Here is a 22,612-nt window from a genome sequence, read left to right on the forward strand (position 1 = left end):
AAGCCAATGTTAAGGAGGCAAAAATCGTGGATTTAATTCAAAAATTAAAAGACCAAGTAAAACCATTAGGTAAAAAAATCGTGTTGCCAGAATACAAAGATGAACGTGTATTGAAAGCAACTGAAATCATTTTGAAAGAAGGTTTCGTAACACCTGTATTAGTAGGTAATCCTGCTGAAATCGCTGAAGCTGCTAAAGCTGTTGGCGTATCCATCGAAGGTGCTGAAATCATCGATCCAGCTAACTACGATCGTTACCAAGAAATGGTTGATACATTCGTAGAATTGCGCGCTAAAAAAGGTATGACTCCTGAAAAAGCTGACGCAACTATGAAAGGTGACTGCTTATTCTTCGGCGCTATGCTTGTTCGTCTTGGCGCAGTAGATGGCATGGTTGCTGGTTCCGGTTGCCCAACTGCAAACGTATTGCGCGCTGCATTACAAGTTGTAGGTACTAAACCAGGTCTTAAAACAGTATCTTCTTCCATGTTCATGTTCACAAGCAAAAAAGAATATGGCGACGACGGTATGCTCGTATTCTCCGACTGCGGCGTATTGCCTAACCCAACTAGCGAACAATTGGCTGATATCGCAGAATCCACTGTAGAAAAAGCTCGCAAAGTTGTTGGCATGGCTGATCCTCGCGTATCCATGTTGTCCTTCTCCACTAAAGGTTCCGCTTCCACTCCAGAAGTAGACAAAGTAGTAGAAGCTGTTAACATCTTGAAAGAACGCAACGTTGACTTCAAATTCGATGGCGAATTACAATTGGACGCTTCCATCGTTCCTTCCGTAGCAGAAAAGAAAGCTCCTGGCTCCAACGTAGCTGGTAAAGCTAACATCTTGATCTTCCCTGATCTTCAAGCTGCTAACATTGGTTACAAATTGGTACAACGCTTCTCCGGCGCTGACGCTCTTGGCCCATTGATTCAAGGCTTGGCTAAACCAGTTCATGACCTTTCCCGTGGCTGCTCTGCTCAAGACGTTGTAGACGTTGCTGCTATCGCTGCTGTTGAAAGCATCTAATTTCAACTAAAACTTCATTTGAAACTTTTCAATGAAATAGAAAAAGCTGATTCTTCGGAATCAGCTTTTTTGTTTGTGTAAATCTATATAGAAGGTGTATGATTAAGTTAAGAATATTTGATTAATAACTTTAATCAATATATGTATTTCGATGATATATCCAGTATGTGCTGGGGAACTGTGATTGAAATTGTGAAAAGGAGAGGGCTATGATTTCTGTATTCGACACAAATCCTGTTGTTTTTGAAGGTTCTGATCGTACTTTAACTATTAGTTACAATGGTGTGCTCTGTAAAGATGCTAATGGTACGGTTATCACTGACATTGATTTTGAAGATGTAAATGAGCTATATCTTACAAGATATCTAAATTCAAATAGTAACTATACGATTTTGTTTAGAGACCATAATTGGAAAAATATAGAAGGCCAAGATTTAGATACGGACCGTACAGAATCTAACATTGGTCATAACATTCGTGAAACAAAAGCGATTCTTACAGCCTTTGCTCGAAATAAATTGACCGCAGATTTTCCTGCGAACTTAGATACTCTTCAATTGCCATTAGACTCTTCCTTTATGGGTAAACGAGAAATTACCATTAAAAACGGCGTTATCTCTAATGGTAAGGTAGATATTCCTATTAAAGATATTCGTCGCGTAGTATGTGCATCTAATGGCACGATTAGTAAATTGCTAGTATACAAGGAAGAAAAACCTAGCTCTTTCCTTAAAAAGATCTTTGATTCTCCTGATATGAAAATCACGTTGAATGCCATTACGTTGCCATTATTGGAAGCCATCGTAACACGCAATACAGGTCATGGCATTGACTTCAGTCGTGGTAATGGCTTTGATCAAAAAGATTCCAACTATATCATCATTCGCTATCTTGACTCTGGATTCTTCCTTGAAAAGGATGGTACAGCACCTACAGAATGGCAGAAAACTGCGGCTGAAAGAACGGCTGCTTTCAAATATGATGTAAATCAACTTGTTTAAGTATAAACTCAATATATAAATAAGAGCCTCTATGGATTCCCTATTGATGAAGGAATGCCCGTAGAGGCTCTTTTATAGTTGTTTTTAGCTATAATCTTGCTATTTACTTGTACTAGTTGTTGCCTTCAAAAATAAATCCCGTCATCGACAGGGAACCTGAATTATAACTTTGGTTAAAGGCTGTTAGTTTTGTACCGCAGTAAAACGTTGACGCCCAAACTTGTGGTTGTTGATTTCATCCACTAGAATTTGTGCGAATGTAGCATATGAGATATAAGGTTTGCCTTCTTTGTTTAAGATAACATTTTCATTACCTAATACATAGTCATTAGATTCAGGACCTTCTGCATCTAAGATTGGTGGTGGGGTAAACATTGTCCAGTCTACATTGCTAAATTTACGCAAAATATCGTCAGATTTACCATGGGTTTTGGAACGAACTAGGAACTCTGGAGGAAACTCTGGTGTATCATTTAGTTGAACGGTATGATCTTCGTCTACATAGAGACTGCCTGCACCACCTATAGCGATGAGGCGTGTATTTGTGTTAGCTAATGCTTTTACGAGTAATAATGTCAAATCTGCTGGTAAATGATATGTATCTGGTGTGAAAGCACTAGTAGCATTAATTACTACGTCAAATTGAGTTAGTTCTTGTTTTGTTAATTGTAACGCATCTTTTACGATGGTTGGAATGCCTTCAATGGCGCCTTCACGACGAACAACGCCCGTTACTTGATGATCTGCTTTGAGGGCTTTTTCTACTATACGATGACCTGCTTTACCATTTGCACCGATTACTAAAATATTCATGATGATTCTCCTTTTTGTGAAAGTCTCTTTTATTGAGCGCATAGTTTTTTATGTGATGGAGTAAAGTTATTTTCTAGATACAGGTTAGTAAAGTTTACTTCGTAGTTGTTATTGTGTTCAGCTGATGACCTCATTATATAAAGGTGCCAATATTTTGAATAGTAGAATCATTTTGGAGAGGTACTATCAAAAGTGATAGAATTATGATAAATACTGATTAAAATTTTTTCAAAATAATTTGTACCCTAAAAAAAGATACTGTAAAATGCTTGCAATATGATAAATTTGTGATATGATTTGAACTACATTAGAAAGACATATTTCTAATCTTGAAATGGAAATAGTAGTGTAGCTATACATGGTTGAGCTTAGCTATAGAGGTTTAGCCTTGTTATAACTAGCTACTTAAGCTATATAGAAAAGGAGAATTACAATGGCAGAGCAACTCGTAAATGTTCATGACTTAGTGGGCAGATGTCCCTTTGCAACGAGTCAAAAGTTATTAGCCGGTAAATGGTCTTTGTTGATCATGCACGAATTAGCCGAAGGTCCTGTGCGTTTCCGTGAATTAGAGCGCCGCTTATATCCAATTACACAAGCAACACTTACTAGAGCGTTACGCCAATTAGAGGATGATGGCCTTGTGCACCGTGAAGTATACGGCACCATTCCACCAAAGGTTGAGTACAGCCTTACGGAAGTTGGAGCTGGATTCAAAACTGTTCTTGCATCTCTTGAAATATGGGGGAACCAATATATTGATTATATGAAAGCCGCTGGCCGCATGTAAGAAGCGGCAGCGGCATTTCTGCCCTTATTATGATTATAAACCTGGGGCACTATATATTTGATAAGGCTATAAAAAGGCCTTTATATATGTCATAAATAGCCATTTGTTTATGCCATGTATTAAGAAAAATATGGTATAATAAACAATACGAATGATATAAATTCTCAATAAATGAGGAGTATTGATAATAATGTTAAATGTTACGTTTTTAGCGCATAGCGGCTTCCTCGTAGATGATGGTAAGCGTTGCTATGTATTTGATTATTATAAAGATCCTAATAATATAGTTTGGCAATTAGCGAAACGCGGTCGTGAGCTTTGGTTCTTTGTGAGTCATACTCACGGTGATCACTTTAATCCGTCTATTACAGAGTTTGATGGTCCTCAAACTCGTTATATTTGCCATCAAGATGTACCATTAGAGGGCAAGGTGAAGAAATGTATTACTATGCGCCCTGGCCAAGATGCCACACTTGATGATATAGGCATCCATATGTATGGTAGCACTGATGAAGGCGGTTCTTTCTACGTAAAGACAAATACGGCTGACATCGACTCTGATTCTATCTTCCATGCAGGTGACCTTAACTGGTGGCATTGGCTTGGTGATACGCCGGAGAATAATGCTGATGCAAAACGCATGGCATGGCGTGAGTTTAAGGAATTAGACGGCTTATCTGTAGACGTGGCGATGTTCCCGGTAGATAATCGTCTAGAAGACGCTATGGAGTGGGGCAGTATTGAGTTCTTGCGCCGTGTAGAGGTAAAAAAAGCCTTTATTCCTATGCATCTAAATGGACCACTATGGACACCATCTGTGTATTTTAAAGCTCTCTTTGGCGATGTCCCTGTATGGGAACCTCAAAAAGATGGGGATGAATGCACATTCTAAATATACTTTCACAAGTTGTAGTATGTGAAAGTTCGTGGCCTATGTGGTCACTACGTTATATGGGGAGAGTCTATATACGTAATTTAGTAAGTTAGGATCAAGTGATGATGAAAACTAAACCAGTGGCAACTACCCTATTAGTTGTCATGGCTATTATATTTTTAATTTCATATCCACAACGGCAAGATATGTTTTGGGCATTTATCATGCACGTATCTGGGGCCGCTATGATCGGTGGCTTGGCGGACTGGTATGCGGTAACGGCACTCTTTACGAAGCCTTTGGGTATTCCCTTTAAGACAGCCATCTTGCCGCGTAGCAAGGAACGTCTTATTCAAATGGGGCGCACCATGCTCAGTGAAGAGTTGTTGCGCGTGCCGCAGATGTATTATGCCATAAAAAAAGAACGCGTTATGGTCCGTATCATCGAATACGGCATGAGCGATGTAGGGCAAGGCCAAATGCGCGATATTTTGTACGGTGTAGGAAATCAGGTCTTGTCCCATATGGACATTGAGCCGATGCGTCAGGAAATCAACAAGGCTATATATAAAGGTGTTACAAATTGGAAGGCGACACCTCTCGTTATCTTATTTGGTCGCTGCATGTTAGAGCGCCAAACAGCAAGTGTTTTCTGGCTCTACTTTAACCGTACATGTCAGCGTGTCATCGCATCTAATCAAGTATATCCGTACTTGTACCGCGTTATGCTAGACATTATGAAAACCTATACGAAGGACTCCTTCTTCCGTGAATTGGCCATTGCTTTTGGCGGCGATGGGCTTTCACCAGAACGATTGGTAGAAACGGTGCAGAAAAAGGCCGTTCAATTCTTGAAGGAAAATGAGTCCATTGATTCTGCGCTAGGTCGCTACGTATGGGGCCAAGCCATTCGTTTCTTCAATAATTTGGAAACTAATGCAGAGTGGCAAGCTTTTATCGAAGAGCATAAAGACCAATGGATCCGAATGGTTCTCGAAGAATGGGAAGGCAAGCTCATCGACGGCGATACTGTGGACTGGAAACGCCTCATGGATATCATTATCGGTCGCTTTAATGTGCTCGGTACGGAAATTTTGTTGAACCCAGATAAGCAAGCGCCCTTTGAACGGTTCTTCTTGATTCGTAGTATTCCGTGGTTACAAAAATTGAACCCTCTTATCGATAAGGTGGTAGGGCAGGAACTATCTCGCTATTCACCTGAGGAAATCACCCAAATCGTACGCGGCAAGATGTACTATGACCTTCAAATGGTTCGTATTAACGGCTCACTCGTAGGGGCTGTTTTAGGTGGTATATTCTACGGTTTATACCTTTTGATAGAGGGGGTGCTCAAATGATTAGATATTTGAAATCCCTCACCTTGCGGCAGCGCGCAAACGGTATTCTTGGTTTGACTGCTGTATTGTACTGTTTTGTTTTTGTAGGTCAATTTCTCTATGGTCATGAAAGCTGGTATCAGCCGCTTTATTGGGCTGTACAGTCTGCGCTCATCGGCAGCGTAGCCGACTGGTTTGCCGTAACAGCCTTATTCCGTAAGCCGCTCGGTTTCCCGTATCATACAGCGTTAATTCCTAGAAATAAGGATCGCCTTATTAACGGCGTTATCAAGCTGGTTGAGACAAAGATGCTTACCAAGGATCGTTGCAAGGTATTGTTAAATAATGTGGAATTTGTTCCATTGTTTGAAAAGTTCTTGCTATCACCGGAAGGGCAACGAGCAGCGCGTCTCGTGATTCATCAAGGGTTGCATCTATTATGGAAATCTCAAACGAGCGAGGAATGGGCTCAATGGGGGGCAAAACGCATTCGCGGTTTACTAGAAAAACACTCCCTCGTACCTGTGTTAAAACACGTATTGCTCGATTTATGTGAACATAATCGCTATGAAAGCATGGTTGTACAGGTATTGAACGTAATTCAAGAACGTATCAACCATCCAGCTATGGTGACATGGCTTACAGCGGTTGTAGCAGAAGAGGCCCATAAGAAAAAGAGAAAAGGCTTTTGGTCCGATTTCCTCATCTCCATGTCTGAAGCGACCGATGTGGTGAACTACCATGAGTTGGCACAGGCTATCGTTCAAGAGGCTTATGCTATGCTTGAAAACTGGAAGCGACCAAATAGTCCTGAACGGACTGCATGGCTTCGCCAATGGGTAGATCCAATTCGCCATATTGAAGAAAACCGCGAGGTTTGTAATGCTCTTGATGAAGCGTGGGAACGTTGGATTCGTGAACAAGATTGGGAATCTGTCATTGAAAACCATTTATGCCCGTATGTAGAGGAATTGTTACTCGTAGGGGATGAAAATGGGGAAACACCAGCACAAGTTCTCGTGAATATTGCCCTTGAATTGTGGACTGTATATGGTCAATCCGAAGATTTGAGAAACCGTATAGAAGATACATTGCACAATATTGGCATCTATGTCCTCGAACAGGGCTATGATCTTATTGAAACCATCATACGCCAAGTGCTCGGCGGCCTTAGCACAGAGAAGTTTATTTACTTCATCGAATCTAAGGTGGAGGACGACCTCAGCTGGATTCGTATTAATGGTGCCATCGTTGGTGCCGTAGCGGGGCTTGTTGTATGGACCTTCCTGGAATACGTTTATATGCCGCTATGGCAACAATTTATAGGCTAAACCATTCAAGATTATATACTATAAACGCTACATAATACAAAAACACTACATAATACAAAAAAACGCTAGCAACGAGACGATGTCTCTGTGCTAGCGTTTTGTTATATGTATGTAAGCTTTAGCTTATTCTTCAATTCTATTGTATGGCAATCGAACTGTAAATGTAGTTTTTACTTGAGGTTCACTGGTGGCTGTTACTGTGCCGTGGTGCAAGTTAATAACTTTGTTTACAAAGTACAGGCCAAGGCCAATACCATGGTTGGATTTCTTGTTCCGAGATTGCTCTGTTTGATACATTCGATCCCAAATATGCTCGAGGTTTTCCGGCTCGATACCGATGCCGTTATCTGTTACGGTGATAATCAGTTCACCACCTGCAAGCTTAGCTGAAATGTCGATAGAGGAGTTCGTAAACTTGATAGCATTATCAACTAAGTTTGTAATGGCACGACGTAAGGATACTTCATGAGCGACGATACGCATATTAGGTTGAATGGTGGATGTGATGGAAATCCTTTTTTCTGTATTTTCTGCACAGAGCCGTGTATAGTCATGTACCATGTTCGTTAACATTAACGACACATCTACAGGCACTAAGTTAAGGTCATGAGCATTTTCAAGGCGTGCTACATCGAGCAATTGGCTTACGAGGTTTGTCATAAACTTGGCTTGTTCCAAGATATGTGTCAGACCTTCACGTAAATCATCTTCTGTACGACCGTATTTTAAAGCAAACTCACTTTCCGCTTTAATAACCGCAATCGGTGTGCGCAATTCGTGGGATACGTCAGAACTAAATTGCTTCTCCCGATTGGAGGAGTCTTCAAGGCCTGAAAGCATGCGATTAAATGTGGTAGTAAGCTCGTATATTTCATCTCGTGCTGTACGGGATGAAATATCAATACGGCGACTTAAGTCGTTATTCTTACCGATAACCTTAGCTGTTTTCGTCAAGGTTCGGACCGGCTTGAGACCTTTCTTGATGAATAGATAACCGCCTAATGATGAAATCAACAAGAATATAACATCACCTAATAATAAACTATATAAAAGGTTTTCTGTTTTTTTAGAGGCCGTTTTTACCTTTGTAACGGCGCGCAAAATACCGCGATAATTTGGTTCGTTAACCGGTGTATCGTAGTAGTAGAAGGTATCATCGCCAACAGCGATTTCTCCAACCTGCCCCAAGGATAGGACTGTTTGATTAGGGAAGCCATCTGGTAGCGCACCTTTAATAATATAGCCGTCCTGGGTTGATACAAAGAAGAATGTGTTATCTTGGTACGGCTTAAATTTACGAATATCCGTAGCCATGATCATTGCTTGCTGCTGTAAGCGCTCGCGAACTTCTTTGTTATCGGATTCGTGCGTATATGCATAAATCCATGCGGATGCAACCATCAAAATGATAAGCAAGAAGATGGTATACCAAGACATGATTTTAAAAGTTAGGGGCAGCCGATTAAATAAATCGGTAGCTGCCCCAGACATGGTGTCTAGATCTCGGTGAGGATCATTAGTTTTCTGTTTTGAGGACATACCCTACTCCACGAACTGTTTGAATGAGTTTTACATTCTCATCAGTATCGATCTTTTTACGTAAATCTTTGATGTATACATCAATAAGATTAGAGTAGCTTTCATAATCGTATTCCCAAACGTGATCAAGAATTTGTTGACGTGATAATACGATGTTTTCGTTACTTGCTAAATAGTATAAGAGGTCGAATTCTTTTGCAGTCAATGTGATTGTTTCGCCGTCGCGTTTAACAGTACGTTGAGGCACATTGATAGTAAGAGGACCAACATGGATATCATTTTGTGCATGACGTGCGTTACGGCGCGCTAATGCATAGATACGAGCAGTTAACTCTTCAAGATCAAATGGTTTTACAAGGTAATCATCAGCACCAGTGTTGAGACCTGTAACTTTATCTTGTAAGGAATCTTTTGCAGTTAAAAGCAATACAGGTGTTGTATTGCCATCGTTACGCATTTGAGCAAGAGCACTAATGCCATCGAGGATCGGCATCATGATATCCATAACGATAACGTCATAGCTAGATGTGTTTACATAATCAATCGCTTGTTGACCGTTGAAGCATGTATCAACCGTCATATTCTCTGCACGTAAATATTTGGCGGTAATGCCATTCAGCATTTCTTCGTCTTCTACAAGTAAAATTTTCATTCTCTGTTCTCCTTATGTATGAGTTAAAAATATAGCTCTCCAACTACATTAATATAGTCATTATATATATAAGCTTTCTTTTTTGTGAAAGCCACAACACCATATAAGGGTGACTATATATATAATATTATATAACTTATTTATCTATTATCATACCTTATACAACAGGAATGAGCAAAAGATGAATGTATATGCGAGTTTATAAGCGTCTTCTTCATGTTTTGAAAGCCAAAAGATGGGAAAAACTTGAAACTTAATGAATTCTGCTAATGAATGAAGATGAACTATATCGAAGATTGCCGTATGCGCATAGATAGACCTGATTTTACCAATTTTGGCGAGTGTGAAAGAAATCACTAAAAAAACTTGTGATAATAATTATCAGAGAGATAAATACCAATAATAGTCGTAGAAATTTAATGATTTTCGATGGTTAAAATCGAGGTAGTTTTGGTAGGAATTTAACGGATATTAATTATTATGAATGATTTCGACGTTGAATAAACACAGTATTTATAAGGCTAGTTGATGTCTTGTAAGAAATAAAAATATACAAAAATTTCGGAACCGAATTACTTTCGTAATATCCTTAACTTCTTGTATGAAATATTCATAAATCTATTTTAAATGTTCATAAGTAAACAAGAAAAATAATAAGTGAAATAAATTATCAGTTAGATTAATCAAAATTAATTATGCATAATAGGGTTTAGACATCACACCAAATGCTCTCTATAATTATATGTAAAGCTATAAGAAAAGTCGCATAAGTATGGGGCTTTTCTTGAAAGAAAAATGATTAGGTTATCAAAAATTTTTATAAGTTTTTGAAATGAGATAGTCTAACAAATTTTCTTATTAATAGGTAGTTATGAGGAGGTCATTATGGAACAGTTTGATGTTCTAGTAGTAGGTAGCGGTGGCGCTGGTCAACGCGCGGCTCTTGAAGTTGGTCGTCGCAAAGGCTTAAATGTAGCTCTTATTACTAAAATTTTCCCAACTCGCTCTGCAACAGCAATGGCGCAAGGCGGTGTAAATGCATGTTTGAATAACGTTGCAGCTGAAGATACAGTTGAAACTCATACTTTCGACACAGTAAAAGGTTCTGACTATCTTGGTGACCAAGATGCGATCGAATTCTTCTGCTCTCGTTGTCCAGAAGGCGTACTTGAAATGGACCACATGGGTGCTCCATTCTCTCGTACAGAGCAAAACAAAATTGCTCAACGTAACTTCGGTGGTCAATCTTATCCACGTACTTGCTACTCTGCGGATAAAACTGGTCACGTAATTTTGCACACTACTTATGAACAATGCTTGAAAGAAGGTGTACACTTCTTACAAGAATGGTACCTTTTAGATCTTGTTAAAGACGCAAACGGTCACGTTGGTGGCGCAGTTGTGTGGAACATGAAAGAAGGTCGCGTAGAACAAATTAAAGCAAAAGCAGTTATCTTGTCTACTGGTGGTGCAGGTCGTATTTTCTGGACTCGTACTACAAACCCATTCCTTTCCACAGGCGATGGTATGGCAGCAGCATTCCGCGCTGGTAATGCATTGAAAGATATGGAAATGATTCAATTCCATCCAACTGGTCTTGGTCGTACTGGTATCTTGATGTCTGAAGCGGTTCGTGGTGAAGGTGGTTACCTTCTTAACGCTGAAGGCGAACGTTTCATGAAAAAATATGCGCCTAACAAAATGGAATTAGCATCCCGTGACGTTGTAGCGAAAGCAATCGAAGATGAAATCGCTGCAGGTCGTGGTTTCGGTTCTGGTCTTAACGCATACGTAGTAGCTGACCTTCGTCACTTAGGTCCTGAAGTTATCATTGAAAAACTTCATGGTATCCGTGACTTGGCTATGACTTTCGAACATTGCGATCCATTAGTACAACCAGTACCTATTCGTCCTACATGTCACTATACAATGGGCGGTATCGACGTAGTTGATTACAAAACTTGTGCATGTGAATTGCCTGGTTTGTTCTCCTCCGGCGAAGCTTCTTGTATCTCCATCCACGGTGCTAACCGTTTAGGTGGTAACTCCTTGGCAGACGGCGTAGTATTCGGTAAAGTATCCGGTGCTGGCGCAGCTGACTATGCTGAAACACATGAACAACCTAACGTAGATGCAGAATTAGCTGCAGCTGCAAAAGCTTGGGAAGCTAAATTCACTGAAGTAACAACTCGTGAAGGCGGTCGTCCTGTAGTTGAAATCCGCGATGCATTGGCTGATGCAATGTGGAACAAAGTAGGTATCTTCCGTAATGAAGACGGTATTACTGAAGCATTAAAAGAAATCAATCAATTGATGGAAGATTATAAAACTTGTTATGTAGGTGACCCTGAACGTACTTACAACATGGCATTCGTTAACTATTGTGAAATCGGTTCCATGTTAACAGTAGCTAAAGCTATTGCTATGGGCGCTTTACACCGTCGTGAATCTCGTGGTGCTCATATCCGTGAAGACCATCCAAAACGTAATGATGAAAGATACTTAAAACACTCTTTGATCAAATTGGGTGCTAACGGCGAGTACGAATTGACTGAACGCGACGTAGTGTTCACTAAATACGAACCACAAGAAAGGAAGTACTAAGATGAGACAAATCACCTACCATATTCACCGTTACCAACAAGGTCGCGCGTTTGTACAGACTTTCAAATTTGACTATGAAGCTGACCGTACAATTCTTTGGGGCCTTCAAAAAATTAAAGATACTCAAGATCCAACTTTAACATTCTTGGCAGCTTGCCGTTCCGCAGTTTGCGGCGCTTGCTCCATTCGCGTAAATGGCGAAGCAATGCTTGGTTGCGAAGCTAAAATCGACGAATTAACAGAACGTTATGGTACTGATGAATTGACAATTGCACCAATCGGCAACTTCCGCGTTATCCGCGACTTAGTTGTTGACTGGGAAGCAAAAGTTGATCGTTTGAAAACAGTTGCTCCTTGGATCTTCCTTAAAGCAGAATTCAACGAAGGTGACAAAATCGTTCGCCAAACTCCAGCTGACTTCAAAAAATTCGTTGCTGGTACAGAATGTATCCTTTGTGGTTGCTGCGCATCTGAATGTAACAAATTGACTGCACGTCAAGATGACTTCTTAGAACCATATGTATTCACAAAAGCTAACCGTTTCGTATTGGATAGCCGTGATGATGCACCTATGGCTCACATTCAACCTGCATTCGACAACGGTCTTTGGAAATGCGTTCACTGCATGAACTGTATCTCCCGTTGTCCTAAACACTTAAAACCTGCTCAAGATATTTCCAACTTGCGTAAAGAAGCTACAAAAGCTGGTCTTACTAACAGCAAAGGCGTTCGCCATGCAGTTGCTTTCAAAGACGATCTCTACAAAACTGGTCGCTTGAAAGAAGTTTCTATGAGCTTGAAATCTGATGGTGTTGTTGATTCCGCTAAACAAGCATTCTATGCTTTACGTTTGTGGAAACACAGCAAAATCAATCCATTCGAACTTGTAGTACCTCAAAAACCTGTAAATGGTATTGATGGTGTTCGCAGACTTATGAAAGCAGCTGAGGAGGTAAGCAAATAATGAAATACGCATTTTTCCCAGGTTGCGTTCTTGAAAGCGCTGCCAAAGAAGACTACTTAGCAACAGTTGCTGTAGCTAAAAAATTAGGCATCGAGTTGGAAGAGCTTGACGGCTGGACTTGCTGCGGCGCGTCCCACGTTCAAGACATCGCTCCAGAAATTACACTTGCTACAAATGCTCGTAACATTGCATTGGCAGAAGAAAAAGGTTTGAACCTTTTAACTGTATGTAACACTTGTACTTTGATGCTTCGTGAAGCTAAAAACGAGCTTGATAAAAACGAAAAAGAAAAGAACGAAGTTAACAAAAAATTAGCTCAAATCGGTAAACAATACCGCGGTACAACTGATATCACTCATTTCTTATGGGTATTGATCCGCGATTACGGTTTGGATAAATTGAAAGCTAAAGTTGTTAAACCTTTAACTGGTTTACGTGTAGCTGAATACTATGGTTGCCATATTCTTCGTCCTCAAACTGAATTGGGCTTCGAAGATTATCAAATGCCTACATCCTTAGCAGATTTGATCTCTGCTATCGGTGCTACACCAATCGACTTCTCCCGTAAACTTGATTGCTGCGGTTTCCATGCTGTATACCCTGCACATGATTCCGTAATGCAAATGACTGGCTCCATCAACAAAGATGCAGCTACAGAAGGCGCGGATTGCGTAGTAACTCCTTGCCCACTTTGCCAAATGCAACTTGATATGTTCCAAAAAGAAGCAAAAGAAGTTGTTGGCGGTGGCAAAGATATGCCAATCTTGCACATGTCCCAATTAGTGGGTCTTGCTCTTGGCATTTCCCCTGAAGAAATGGGCATGCCTAAACGTCACTTAACTGATACTGCAGCAGTGACTAAATTCGTTGGTTAATTCGTTTGATTTAGACATGACCTCAGTTGGTCCTCGTATTGTCTTAAATCTAAACCTATTATCATAATTACCAGAAGAACCCCCTAGCTTAGGCTAGGGGGTTTTTCTTTTGTGGGTTAAAACCAAGGTAAGTTATTTGAGATTAACATGAAGAGTTTGCCGATAATACAGTGTTTATCTGTATTGGTGAAGTGAATTCTCTTTGATATGAGATGATAATTGTAGTATAATAAATACATTAATTGTATACACTTAAATGAGTAATAGCTAATATGCTATTACTCATAAATTATTTAATATTATATATTTCGAGGAATATAACAATAGAAGGGTAAATTGTTATATTATATTTTTTTTGAAATATATGCCTGAGGGACACTAGTGTTGTAGAGTGTTATACACAGGGAGGCTATAATGAATGATATGTTATTAGAATATATTGATCGCATAATCGATGAAGAGAAAGACCATCGTGTTTTTTCTGTAGAGTTTAATGATAAAACCTATTATGTAAAACAAGATATCAGTAATCACCGCTCTAGTTGGATTAAACCAGCTCCTAGAGCTTCTTTTGATTATGAGTTTTATAAAATTTCCTTCGTAAATACTCAGTTGCCTGTAGCGCCAGTGATTGCTGGTTTTAGAGAGCATTATTTCGTTACAGAAGGATCTGGTAAAACATTAACCTATTATAGCGAATTGCCGGCTAAACATCCTGATGATGATAGCTTACAAGATATGGTTACTCATATCTTCTATAGTTTTGGTAAAACATTGGGACAACTTCATGACTATGGTTTGTCCCATGGCCGTCCTGCCATGCGAGATATCACCTATGATCCAGATACTGATAAGGTTACTTTATTAGATTGGGAAAATGGTCGTCGTTGGCCTGAATTTACACCACAAGGTTGGGATTTACTCATCTTTGTGCATAGCTATTTGCGTGAAGATAATCTACCGATTTCTTACCTATACGCTATGATGAATGGCTATAGTTCGGCTCGTACGGCGCGCGATACGGTGTTACATGTAAAAGAAATTTTACGTAAACATGAATATCTCTTTAAATTCTGTCGCTTATTAAACCCGCTACACTTTGTAGATACTGAAGCAGCTGTAAAAGCACATGACTTTATGCTAGCCTTGAAAACTGAATAGTATTTATCTATTGAGCACAGACCTTAATAATGGTTTATGGTACTTTATAGATTTTCATTGCCCTTTATGGGCTTATGTAGACCTTTACAGTTGTTAGTTATATTTGTATAGCTAATGATTTGTAAGGGTCTTTTTCTGTATTTATGACATGTTTATAGCGTGTATACTTCTGTATTGTTTGTTAGATTTATATAAATACTGTAAGAAATATAGATTTAAAGTTGTTGTTCTCTGACTTTCACAATGATTACCTTAATTACTCTAGCGGGGGTTGTCGAGAGGGACCCTCAGGAATATAAGAGGGTGAAAGGAGGTGATATGATGGCTAACATTAAACGCACTAAATTGGTGTTGCGTTTTAACATCGGCACCGAAGATGCGCCGAAGTACAAAGACGTAACCTATACACGTGTTGCAGAAGAAGCGTCCGACGATAATATAAAAACCGTTGGTAATGCGCTGGCAGCCTTGTATGACCACAGCTTGTCCGACGTGGTCCGCGTCAATGAAGTATCCTTAGGACATTAATTGAATCTTATCTATTCGTTTTTTAAGTGATCCAAACACATTCTTATTGCTAGTTTTTATATCCTCCCATAGTCGTAACAGGATATAGAGATTGCAAACCCTCACATTCCCATCCTTATTGATATGAATTGTAGATAGATATATTTAATCTAATTGTAATTTGTGTAATTACAGAATTGCAGAGTTACAGAAATCATCCTATTCTATCTAAATTCGAGAACTTGTTTATGAAACGTGAAAGGAGGCGCCCACATGGCGGAAAAACGCGTTGTATATCTTACATTTTCTACGGTCGGTGGTAAAAGCACATCAGTCACAATTAGTGCTCCTCGTGCTGGAATTACTTTACAAGATGCTAAAACAGCGGCTAATGCGCTAGTAGCTAACAAAGTAATCCTTGGTTCTGGTGATGCAGAACTTGCTGCATTTACTACGGCTCGTGAAGTAACAACTCAAACTACTGAATTGCAATAATCGTATACAGTTAAATGGTAAAAAGGCTTTCACCTGTGGTGAGGGCCTTTTTATTATGGTAAAATATAAGATATACCGAATAAGTATGGTAATGATGAAAATACTATGCCCAAAAATTTGTGCATAATGGACCCGTATGGGAATTAAAAAGGGGTAAAACAGTGGAATATATCATTTCATTTATGGAAACGTATGGCTATGGAGCCATGTTTATTGCAATGGTTTTGGAAAATGCTAACATTCCTATTCCTAGTGAAATCGTCTTAGGTTTTGCTGGATATCTGATTGCTCAGGGCATATTTGATTTGCATACGACTATGGTTGTAGGTATTTTAGCAGGGATTGTAGGCTCTATCTTATCCTACTGGATGGGTGAGCATGGCGGACGTCCACTTCTTTTGAAATATGGCAAATACATATTCTTTAATGAACATAAATTTGAACTCGCTGAAAAGTTGTTTAATAAGTATGGTGGTGCCGCGGTGTTCTTTGGCCGTTTGTTGCCAGGTGTTCGTACATTTATTTCTTTCCCAGCTGGCATGGCTCGTTATCCAATGTGGCATTTTGTCATTTGGACTGTACTAGGCACGATTCCTTGGACAATCCTTCTTGTTTACCTGGGTAAAGTACTCGGTGAAAACTGGAAAGATCTAATCCAATATAATCATGAGTTCTTGGTTATTATGATTGTTGTATTCGTTATTATAGCGGCTGTATTGGGCTTTAAATACTATCGCAATCGCCGATAAGGAGGCCCTTATGAAACTTTCACGATTAACTCCAGTCGTATTTATTGTATGGCTTGTTTTTTATCTGTTTGGCAATAATATGTTGCCTGTTACGGATCCTGTGGAATCTAACTATGCGTTAACTGCTAAGGAAATGGTTCTCTCCGGAGATTGGTTGTCACCTCAAATTTACGGCACCTATTGGTACGATAAACCGATTATGATTTATTGGCTCATTGCCCTTGGATTTAAAATCTTTGGTATTGCCGATTGGGTGGTTCGTTTACCCAGTGCTATCTTTGGCGCTTTATCTGTAGCGACTATGTATCAATCGACGCGTACTATGAGCGGCAAGTGGGCCCTCGGCTTAATTGCGGCCGGTGTTCTTGGTACATCCCTCATGTTCTGGACCGTAGCTCATGGCGTTATTACGGATATGGTGCTACTTTATACGACGATCATGGTCATGATTTATTCCTATAAGGGAATGGTGGAACAGAAACCACATGCTATGATTGTGGCCTATATCTTTGCAGCCCTCGGGGTGCTCACAAAGGGGCCTGTAGCACTCGTTTTGCCGGGGATGATTTTACTCGTTTTTGCCGGTATCAATCGTTCTTGGTCGATGGTGAAAGCTATCTTTGATTGGCGTGGCATTCTTGCCTTTTGTGTAGTCTGCTTGCCGTGGTATATGTATATGTACAGCGTTCACGGTCAAGATTTTATCAATGGCTTCTTAGGGCTTCACAATGTAACACGGGCCACACAATCTGAACATCCTGAAGATAATGTGTGGTGGTATTATATCGCCATCTTCCTAGGTGCTTCTTTGCCGTGGACTGGTGCTGTTATTTACGGTATGATTGATGGTTTTAAACAGCGTCATACAGCCTTTATCTATAACATGATTTGGGGTGTTGGGGTCGTTTTGTTCTACACCTTAATGGCTACAAAATATCCTTTATATACATTCGTGAGCTTAGTTCCCTTTAGTGCCATCGGCGCTATGGGCGTTATGAAGATTATACGTAAAGGTAAATCTAGAGCTGTAAAATGGGTCATTATGGGACCTACCTTACTCTTATGGATTGCTTATGTAGCGGGATCATTCTTCGCTCCATGGGGTTTCTATTTCTTGCTCTATGTTGTGGCGGCTGTAGCCGTAATCCTTTTATTCCACGCATGGTATACGAAAAAAGGGTATCGTCTTGTTAGTGTCATTGTCCTAGGTACGATGGTTATTTCTTCCATTGTTGTGGTAGAAGGGTTAGAACCATTTGTAAAACAGCGTAGTAATATCGATGTAGTGCCTGTGGTAGACTCCTATGATGGGGATATCTATTACTACAACGGGTACAGTACATCCGCTGTATACTATACAGGTCATAAGATTATTAAAATCAACGGTGATGAAAGTCGCTGGGATGATCGAGATAAAATTAAAAAACGCAGTGCCGAGTGGTCAAAGAAATATCTTATGGAACAAGTTAACGAAGAGGAATTTAACAAGATAATCGCCTCTGGTAAACCTCTAATGCTCATCGTTCCAAAAGGTGAAATCAAGCACTTCCGTCAGTCTACTATCTACCCAAATGTATCTGAGTCTAGCGAAGCTGGTACAGCGGAAGTATATATACTAAATAAAAAGACACTGTTTTAAGTGAATCTTCACATACAATCTAACAATAAGTGAAAATATTAAAGCTGAAAATATTAAAGCTAGTAGCAGGTAGTATCCAATGGATACTACCTGCTTTTTTGTTTAGTGATAGAGTTCTTGTTTATAGTATTGCTAAAGCTGGAGTGCTAAATCGTTTTGTAGATATAGTAGTTCATATCTTTAGACTACTATACTTAGACTACTATATTTATTTGGATTTATTTGGTCTATATTGATGTATTTCGTACTTAAATAATAATACCTACAATATTACTGTGTTTTATTGACATAATTAATACATATTGATATAGTAGGGTATAAATAAGTTTAGAAGACAAGGTATTCTAGAACCAGACTTCATCTAGGTTTTAGAAAAGTGTGAAAAATGACATGTGTCAAAAACGCCCCTTGTTGTGAGGTAGAAAGAGGGGAAGTTATGAAGAAGACATGGTATCTAATCATCGGAGTGGTTCTCTTGGTTATTGGCTGCATAGCCTATGGTTATTATGAACACCATAAACCAAAGACGGCTCAAGAATTAAAGACTGTACGCGTAGCCTATTTACCAATTACCCATGCATTGCCAGTATTCGCCACAAAAGAATTAGAAACGGCAGATGGTCCTGTTCATGTAGAGCTTGTTAAATATGGGTCTTGGCCAGAGCTTATGGATGCGTTAAATACTGGTAAGGTAGATGCCGCAGCTGTTCTTGTTGAACTGGGTGTAAAGGCTCGTGAACAAGGCATTGATGTTCGTGCTGCTGCACTTGGTCATACAGAGGGTAATATTATCATCGTCAATAAGGATATTAACTCCGTTCAAGACTTAAAAGGCAAATCCTTTGCTATCCCTCATAAACAATCTACTCAAAAAGTTCTCGTGGATTGCATGCTTGAAGAAGCGGGTCTTTCTGAAAAAGATGTACAAATCGTAGAAATGAGCCCTCCAGAAATGCCATCTGCTCTATCGGTAGGTCAAATTGCTGGGTATAGTGTAGCCGAACCATTTGGCTCTCTAGCCCTTGAAATGGGAACTGGGAAGGTCTTTGAAGATCCTGACCATCTCTGGCATGATAATATTTGCTGTGCTCTTGTGTTTAATGGTCAATTCGTCGATGAACATCATGACTTGGCAAAAGCTTTCACAAAAGCCTATCTCGATGCAGGTAAATACCTAGATGAGCATCCAGAGTCCCAAAAAGAAATTGCCTTAAAATATTTAAAGTTTAAGGATCCTATTATTGAACGTTCCTTACAAGTGATTGGGTTTAAAGATTTAGCCCTTACAGAGGACCGTTATAATGCGCTTGTGCATCATATGACACATATTGATTTAATCAAAAAAGTGCCGACCTATTCAGAGTTTGTAGATACATCATTGTTACCATAGGAGGGGGACCATGAAGAAATATACATATGTGCCAGGTTCATTTATCGCAGCTTGGCTAATTTGGGAGTTGATCGTTCGACTCGGCGGTTTTAATGAAGCGCTATTTCCAACGCCATATAAGGTATTACTCGGATTTGGAGAACTTATAGGCGACGGTGTTCTTTTTAAAGATATTGCAGATAGTTTAGTGCGTTTCTTTATCGGTTACATCATTTCCGTTGTGGCTGGCGTATTCTTCGGCCTTATCTTGGGGTGGTATAAGGGGATTTGGAACTACATCAATCCAATCGTTCAAGTCATTCGACCAATTTCTCCTGTGGCGTGGTTGCCGTTTATCGTTCTCTTCTTCGGTATCGGTCAAGCACCAGCTATCGTTATCATCTTTATTGCAGCATTCTTCCCGGTGCTATTGTCCACCGTATCTGCTATTCAAAATATTGACCCTGTGTACATCAAGGTAGCACGCAACTTTGGTATTAAACAGCCAGAACTATTATTTAAAATCGTATTACCTGCCGTATTCCCAGGCATTGCATCGGGTCTTCACATCGCTCTCGGTACGGCGTGGATCTTCCTTGTAACAGGGGAAATGGTAGGCTCCCAAACAGGCCTTGGCTTCCTTATTATCGATATGAGAAATAACTTGCGTAACGATCTCTTGATGGTAGCTATTTTGACCATCGGTTTCGTTGGGCTTTTACTCGATTGGGGCGTGTCCCTCATCGAAAAATGGATTTACAAACGTTGGGGTATTGAGAAATAGGAGGTGGCCTCATGGGTTACATTTCGGTGCGCAATGCACACAAGGAATTTATGAAAGATGGGGAACCACTCACCATTCTTGAAGATATTAATCTAGATATTGAAAAGGGCGAGTTTATTTGCCTCTTAGGCCCTTCTGGTTCCGGTAAAAGTACGCTATTAAACGCTATAGCAGGCTTTGAGCTCGTTACATCTGGTTCCATTACTATCGACGGTGAAGAGGTGAAAGCGCCTCAACTCAGATATGTAACGGTATTCCAAAATTATGGCTTGTTGCCATGGCGTACGGTGGAAAGCAATATTGAGCTTGGTCTTGAAAGTAAAAAGGTGCCTAAAGAAGAGCGTCCCGCTATCATCGATAAATACGTTAAAATGGTAGGCCTCGATCACGCTCGCAATCGCTATCCTGCAGAACTATCTGGGGGCATGCAACAACGTGTATCCATTGCCCGTGCACTAGCGGTAGATCCAGATATTATCTTCATGGACGAGCCGTTAGGCGCCCTCGATGCATTAACACGTATCAACTTGCAAGACGAAATCTCTCGCATCTGCCGCGAAGAAGGTAAGACGGTTGTATTTGTTACCCACGATATTGAAGAAGCCGTAGTCCTTGCGGACCGCGTCGTAGTACTAGCGGCAAATCCAGGTCGTGTACAAACTATCATCCCTGTGAACATCATCGACAGAACCGATCGTACATCGCCGAACTTTGTTAATATACGTAACCATATCTTCGAACAATTCCAACTCGCAAAAGAAGACAAAATCGAGTTCTATATTTAGTTTTATATATCAGTTATATACATCTCAAAAGAAACACCCAAGAACTTTTCTGCTTGGGTGTTTTATAATAGACAAAACTCTAAAATAATGTATACTATAAGTAGCTGAAGGATTGTAAGAATTCACTGTTAGCACAAAAAAAACTCCCTCAAGAACCGCGAAATACTTGAGGGAGTTTTTTATTGCTTATGGTCGTCTAAGCTAACGGGGTTAATCACCATGAAATTTCCTATCTAACCACTTGCAAATGAGATAGCTGGTCACATTTACCACGATAGGAACTAGAAGGATTATAAGAATATCTTTCACTGTTGCACCTCCTTTCTGTACCTGTTTCCCCAGAACGGAGTGGTGACATCTTGATTGTAGTACATATAACTATATATTTCTTATGCAATTCGTGTAATTATCATGTATAGTAGATATATATCGGTAATAACATATGAAATTTAAATTGGAGGCTGTATGTCTTTGTTTGAGTTAGAGAAGACCTTGTCTTTTGATGAATATATAGGGTCCTTTGATACAGAGCGCGTAGAGACGGTGCGCGGTTTTGTAGATTGGCTCGCCCAGTATTCGGGGAGTCTTGTCCATAATCCTTGGGGTGAGGTTAATCCTGATTTAGAGATTGTCACAAAGGGCTTTGATGCGGCACAGGTGCGCCGAGATAATTTGGTCGCTTATTTATTGCCGCGCTTAGGTCGAGCTAAGGTCTTTGTAGTGGCAGAGGCTGTAGGCTATCAAGGAGGCCGCTTTTCAGGGATTGCCATTACTTGTGAAAGAATGCTACTAGATAAGCACAAAACCATTCGTGCGAAGGATGTAACTCCTATTCAGTTGGAACGTACTAGTTCACCTACTAGCTCTTTGTTAAAAGGAGCACAGCAAAAGGATGGTTTTAATGAACCTACTGATACTGTGGTATGGAGTGCCATTGTTGAAAAGGGTATCAATACCTATGATACATTGCTATGGAATATATTCCCATTCCACCCACATAAGGATGGAAATCCATTGACTAACCGTACACCTACGGATAGAGAACAACAAGTAGGTTGGGAATACACAAAACGCTTGTTAGATTTACATCTTGAGCTAGGAGGTCTAGAACCTCTTATGCTCGCCGTAGGGCAAAAGTCTGCGGATACGATGGGCAAATTTGGTCTATCTGCCATTGGTTTGCGCCATCCCGCAAACGGTGGAGCTAATCTATATCGACAAGGATTTGCTGAGGCGGTAGATACCTATTTAAAATAATAGGTGATTGAGATAATTAAAATAATAAGTAATTGAGATAGTTAAAATAATAAAAGATTGA

The 22,612-nt window shown here is 39.9% G+C and carries 21 protein-coding genes; 18 read left to right on the forward strand and 3 right to left on the reverse strand.

The genetic code is table 11. The annotated features are described in order from the left end of the window. Positions 1–26: 26 nt before the first annotated feature. Positions 27–1,025 (forward strand): phosphate acetyltransferase, encoded by a 999-nt coding sequence (pta, locus tag MOQ65_RS04740; protein WP_119207069.1) that lies wholly within the window; start codon positions 27–29, stop codon positions 1,023–1,025. A gap of 209 nt (positions 1,026–1,234) precedes the next feature. Then, on the forward strand, positions 1,235–2,026 hold the full coding sequence (locus MOQ65_RS04745) for a hypothetical protein (protein WP_257846833.1): 792 nt from the start codon (positions 1,235–1,237) through the stop codon (positions 2,024–2,026). Positions 2,027–2,209: 183 nt separating this feature from the next. On the opposite strand, the gene MOQ65_RS04750 is transcribed toward MOQ65_RS04745, so the two are convergent. Then, a complete protein-coding gene (locus MOQ65_RS04750; RefSeq protein WP_257846834.1) occupies positions 2,210–2,839 on the reverse strand; it encodes an NAD(P)-dependent oxidoreductase in 630 nt (209 codons plus the stop codon). Positions 2,840–3,272: 433 nt separating this feature from the next. Between MOQ65_RS04750 and MOQ65_RS04755 the strand changes: the two genes are divergently transcribed. The 4 genes from MOQ65_RS04755 (at position 3,273) to MOQ65_RS04770 (ending at position 7,171) form a co-directional block, all read left to right on the forward strand. Continuing rightward, positions 3,273–3,629 carry a winged helix-turn-helix transcriptional regulator gene (locus MOQ65_RS04755; protein ID WP_060923763.1) on the forward strand — a complete coding sequence of 119 codons (357 nt, stop codon included), beginning with the start codon at positions 3,273–3,275 and terminating at the stop codon, positions 3,627–3,629. A 190-nt stretch (positions 3,630–3,819) separates the two neighbouring features. Continuing rightward, complete coding sequence (locus MOQ65_RS04760; protein WP_257846835.1) at positions 3,820–4,521, forward strand: MBL fold metallo-hydrolase; 702 nt, start codon at positions 3,820–3,822, stop codon at positions 4,519–4,521. Positions 4,522–4,625: 104 nt separating this feature from the next. Continuing rightward, a complete protein-coding gene (locus tag MOQ65_RS04765) occupies positions 4,626–5,861 on the forward strand; it encodes a DUF445 family protein (RefSeq protein ID WP_257846836.1) in 1,236 nt (411 codons plus the stop codon). Next, the gene (locus MOQ65_RS04770; RefSeq protein WP_257846837.1) at positions 5,858–7,171 is read left to right on the forward strand and encodes a DUF445 domain-containing protein; all 1,314 of its coding nucleotides are present in this window, start codon (positions 5,858–5,860) and stop codon (positions 7,169–7,171) included. Before MOQ65_RS04765 ends, MOQ65_RS04770 begins: the two co-directional genes overlap by 4 nt. Positions 7,172–7,294: 123 nt before the next feature. On the opposite strand, the gene MOQ65_RS04775 is transcribed toward MOQ65_RS04770, so the two are convergent. Beyond that, positions 7,295–8,710, reverse strand: a complete 1,416-nt coding sequence (locus MOQ65_RS04775) for a sensor histidine kinase (protein ID WP_257846838.1) — start codon at positions 8,708–8,710, stop codon at positions 7,295–7,297. Next, positions 8,688–9,362: a response regulator transcription factor gene (locus tag MOQ65_RS04780; protein WP_024066445.1), complete on the reverse strand. Its 675-nt coding sequence runs from the start codon at positions 9,360–9,362 to the stop codon at positions 8,688–8,690. The genes MOQ65_RS04775 and MOQ65_RS04780 overlap by 23 nt, the downstream gene beginning before the upstream one ends. An 885-nt stretch (positions 9,363–10,247) precedes the next feature. Between MOQ65_RS04780 and MOQ65_RS04785 the strand changes: the two genes are divergently transcribed. From MOQ65_RS04785 to MOQ65_RS04840, 12 genes are all read left to right on the forward strand, one after another. Further along, positions 10,248–11,966: an FAD-binding protein gene (locus MOQ65_RS04785; protein ID WP_257846839.1), complete on the forward strand. Its 1,719-nt coding sequence runs from the start codon at positions 10,248–10,250 to the stop codon at positions 11,964–11,966. A 1-nt stretch (position 11,967) separates the two neighbouring features. Further along, entirely contained in the window at positions 11,968–12,930 is a 963-nt protein-coding gene (locus tag MOQ65_RS04790; protein WP_005385096.1) for a succinate dehydrogenase/fumarate reductase iron-sulfur subunit, read from the forward strand. Beyond that, entirely contained in the window at positions 12,930–13,805 is an 876-nt protein-coding gene (locus MOQ65_RS04795; protein WP_060923769.1) for a CoB--CoM heterodisulfide reductase iron-sulfur subunit B family protein, read from the forward strand. The genes MOQ65_RS04790 and MOQ65_RS04795 overlap by 1 nt, the downstream gene beginning before the upstream one ends. Before the next feature lie 414 nt (positions 13,806–14,219). Then, complete coding sequence (locus MOQ65_RS04800) at positions 14,220–14,966, forward strand: BUD32 family EKC/KEOPS complex subunit (RefSeq protein ID WP_257846840.1); 747 nt, start codon at positions 14,220–14,222, stop codon at positions 14,964–14,966. 321 nt (positions 14,967–15,287) lie between these two features. Beyond that, the gene (locus tag MOQ65_RS04805; protein WP_105093692.1) at positions 15,288–15,494 is read left to right on the forward strand and encodes a DUF1659 domain-containing protein; all 207 of its coding nucleotides are present in this window, start codon (positions 15,288–15,290) and stop codon (positions 15,492–15,494) included. Between the two features lie 252 nt (positions 15,495–15,746). Beyond that, positions 15,747–15,968, forward strand: coding sequence for a DUF2922 domain-containing protein (locus MOQ65_RS04810; RefSeq protein WP_009352278.1), 222 nt, complete (start codon positions 15,747–15,749; stop codon positions 15,966–15,968). A 161-nt stretch (positions 15,969–16,129) separates the two neighbouring features. After that, positions 16,130–16,717, forward strand: coding sequence for a DedA family protein (locus MOQ65_RS04815; RefSeq protein WP_105093691.1), 588 nt, complete (start codon positions 16,130–16,132; stop codon positions 16,715–16,717). Between the two features lie 10 nt (positions 16,718–16,727). After that, positions 16,728–18,356: an ArnT family glycosyltransferase gene (locus tag MOQ65_RS04820; RefSeq protein ID WP_257846842.1), complete on the forward strand. Its 1,629-nt coding sequence runs from the start codon at positions 16,728–16,730 to the stop codon at positions 18,354–18,356. Positions 18,357–18,792: 436 nt separating this feature from the next. Beyond that, on the forward strand, positions 18,793–19,746 hold the full coding sequence (locus tag MOQ65_RS04825; RefSeq protein ID WP_156719814.1) for an ABC transporter substrate-binding protein: 954 nt from the start codon (positions 18,793–18,795) through the stop codon (positions 19,744–19,746). A gap of 10 nt (positions 19,747–19,756) precedes the next feature. After that, positions 19,757–20,509 (forward strand): ABC transporter permease, encoded by a 753-nt coding sequence (locus MOQ65_RS04830; protein WP_038122972.1) that lies wholly within the window; start codon positions 19,757–19,759, stop codon positions 20,507–20,509. Between the two features lie 11 nt (positions 20,510–20,520). Beyond that, positions 20,521–21,294, forward strand: a complete 774-nt coding sequence (locus MOQ65_RS04835; protein ID WP_105081743.1) for an ABC transporter ATP-binding protein — start codon at positions 20,521–20,523, stop codon at positions 21,292–21,294. A gap of 465 nt (positions 21,295–21,759) precedes the next feature. Next, a complete protein-coding gene (locus MOQ65_RS04840) occupies positions 21,760–22,551 on the forward strand; it encodes a uracil-DNA glycosylase (RefSeq protein WP_257846843.1) in 792 nt (263 codons plus the stop codon). The last annotated feature ends 61 nt before the right edge of the window (positions 22,552–22,612 follow it).

The sequence above is a fragment of the Veillonella faecalis genome, assembly GCF_024677885.1.
GTDB lineage: Bacteria > Bacillota > Negativicutes > Veillonellales > Veillonellaceae > Veillonella > Veillonella nakazawae.

Coding starts and splice junctions, on each gene's coding strand:
- MOQ65_RS04745 (WP_257846833.1), top strand. CDS start 1,235: ATGATTTCTGTATTCGACACAAATCCTGTTGTTTTTGAAGGTTCTGAT.
- MOQ65_RS04750 (WP_257846834.1), bottom strand. CDS start 2,839: ATGAATATTTTAGTAATCGGTGCAAATGGTAAAGCAGGTCATCGTATA.
- MOQ65_RS04755 (WP_060923763.1), top strand. CDS start 3,273: ATGGCAGAGCAACTCGTAAATGTTCATGACTTAGTGGGCAGATGTCCC.
- MOQ65_RS04760 (WP_257846835.1), top strand. CDS start 3,820: ATGTTAAATGTTACGTTTTTAGCGCATAGCGGCTTCCTCGTAGATGAT.
- MOQ65_RS04765 (WP_257846836.1), top strand. CDS start 4,626: ATGATGAAAACTAAACCAGTGGCAACTACCCTATTAGTTGTCATGGCT.
- MOQ65_RS04770 (WP_257846837.1), top strand. CDS start 5,858: ATGATTAGATATTTGAAATCCCTCACCTTGCGGCAGCGCGCAAACGGT.
- MOQ65_RS04775 (WP_257846838.1), bottom strand. CDS start 8,710: ATGTCCTCAAAACAGAAAACTAATGATCCTCACCGAGATCTAGACACC.
- MOQ65_RS04780 (WP_024066445.1), bottom strand. CDS start 9,362: ATGAAAATTTTACTTGTAGAAGACGAAGAAATGCTGAATGGCATTACC.
- MOQ65_RS04785 (WP_257846839.1), top strand. CDS start 10,248: ATGGAACAGTTTGATGTTCTAGTAGTAGGTAGCGGTGGCGCTGGTCAA.
- MOQ65_RS04790 (WP_005385096.1), top strand. CDS start 11,968: ATGAGACAAATCACCTACCATATTCACCGTTACCAACAAGGTCGCGCG.
- MOQ65_RS04795 (WP_060923769.1), top strand. CDS start 12,930: ATGAAATACGCATTTTTCCCAGGTTGCGTTCTTGAAAGCGCTGCCAAA.
- MOQ65_RS04800 (WP_257846840.1), top strand. CDS start 14,220: ATGAATGATATGTTATTAGAATATATTGATCGCATAATCGATGAAGAG.
- MOQ65_RS04805 (WP_105093692.1), top strand. CDS start 15,288: ATGGCTAACATTAAACGCACTAAATTGGTGTTGCGTTTTAACATCGGC.
- MOQ65_RS04810 (WP_009352278.1), top strand. CDS start 15,747: ATGGCGGAAAAACGCGTTGTATATCTTACATTTTCTACGGTCGGTGGT.
- MOQ65_RS04820 (WP_257846842.1), top strand. CDS start 16,728: ATGAAACTTTCACGATTAACTCCAGTCGTATTTATTGTATGGCTTGTT.
- MOQ65_RS04825 (WP_156719814.1), top strand. CDS start 18,793: ATGAAGAAGACATGGTATCTAATCATCGGAGTGGTTCTCTTGGTTATT.
- MOQ65_RS04830 (WP_038122972.1), top strand. CDS start 19,757: ATGAAGAAATATACATATGTGCCAGGTTCATTTATCGCAGCTTGGCTA.
- MOQ65_RS04835 (WP_105081743.1), top strand. CDS start 20,521: ATGGGTTACATTTCGGTGCGCAATGCACACAAGGAATTTATGAAAGAT.
- MOQ65_RS04840 (WP_257846843.1), top strand. CDS start 21,760: ATGTCTTTGTTTGAGTTAGAGAAGACCTTGTCTTTTGATGAATATATA.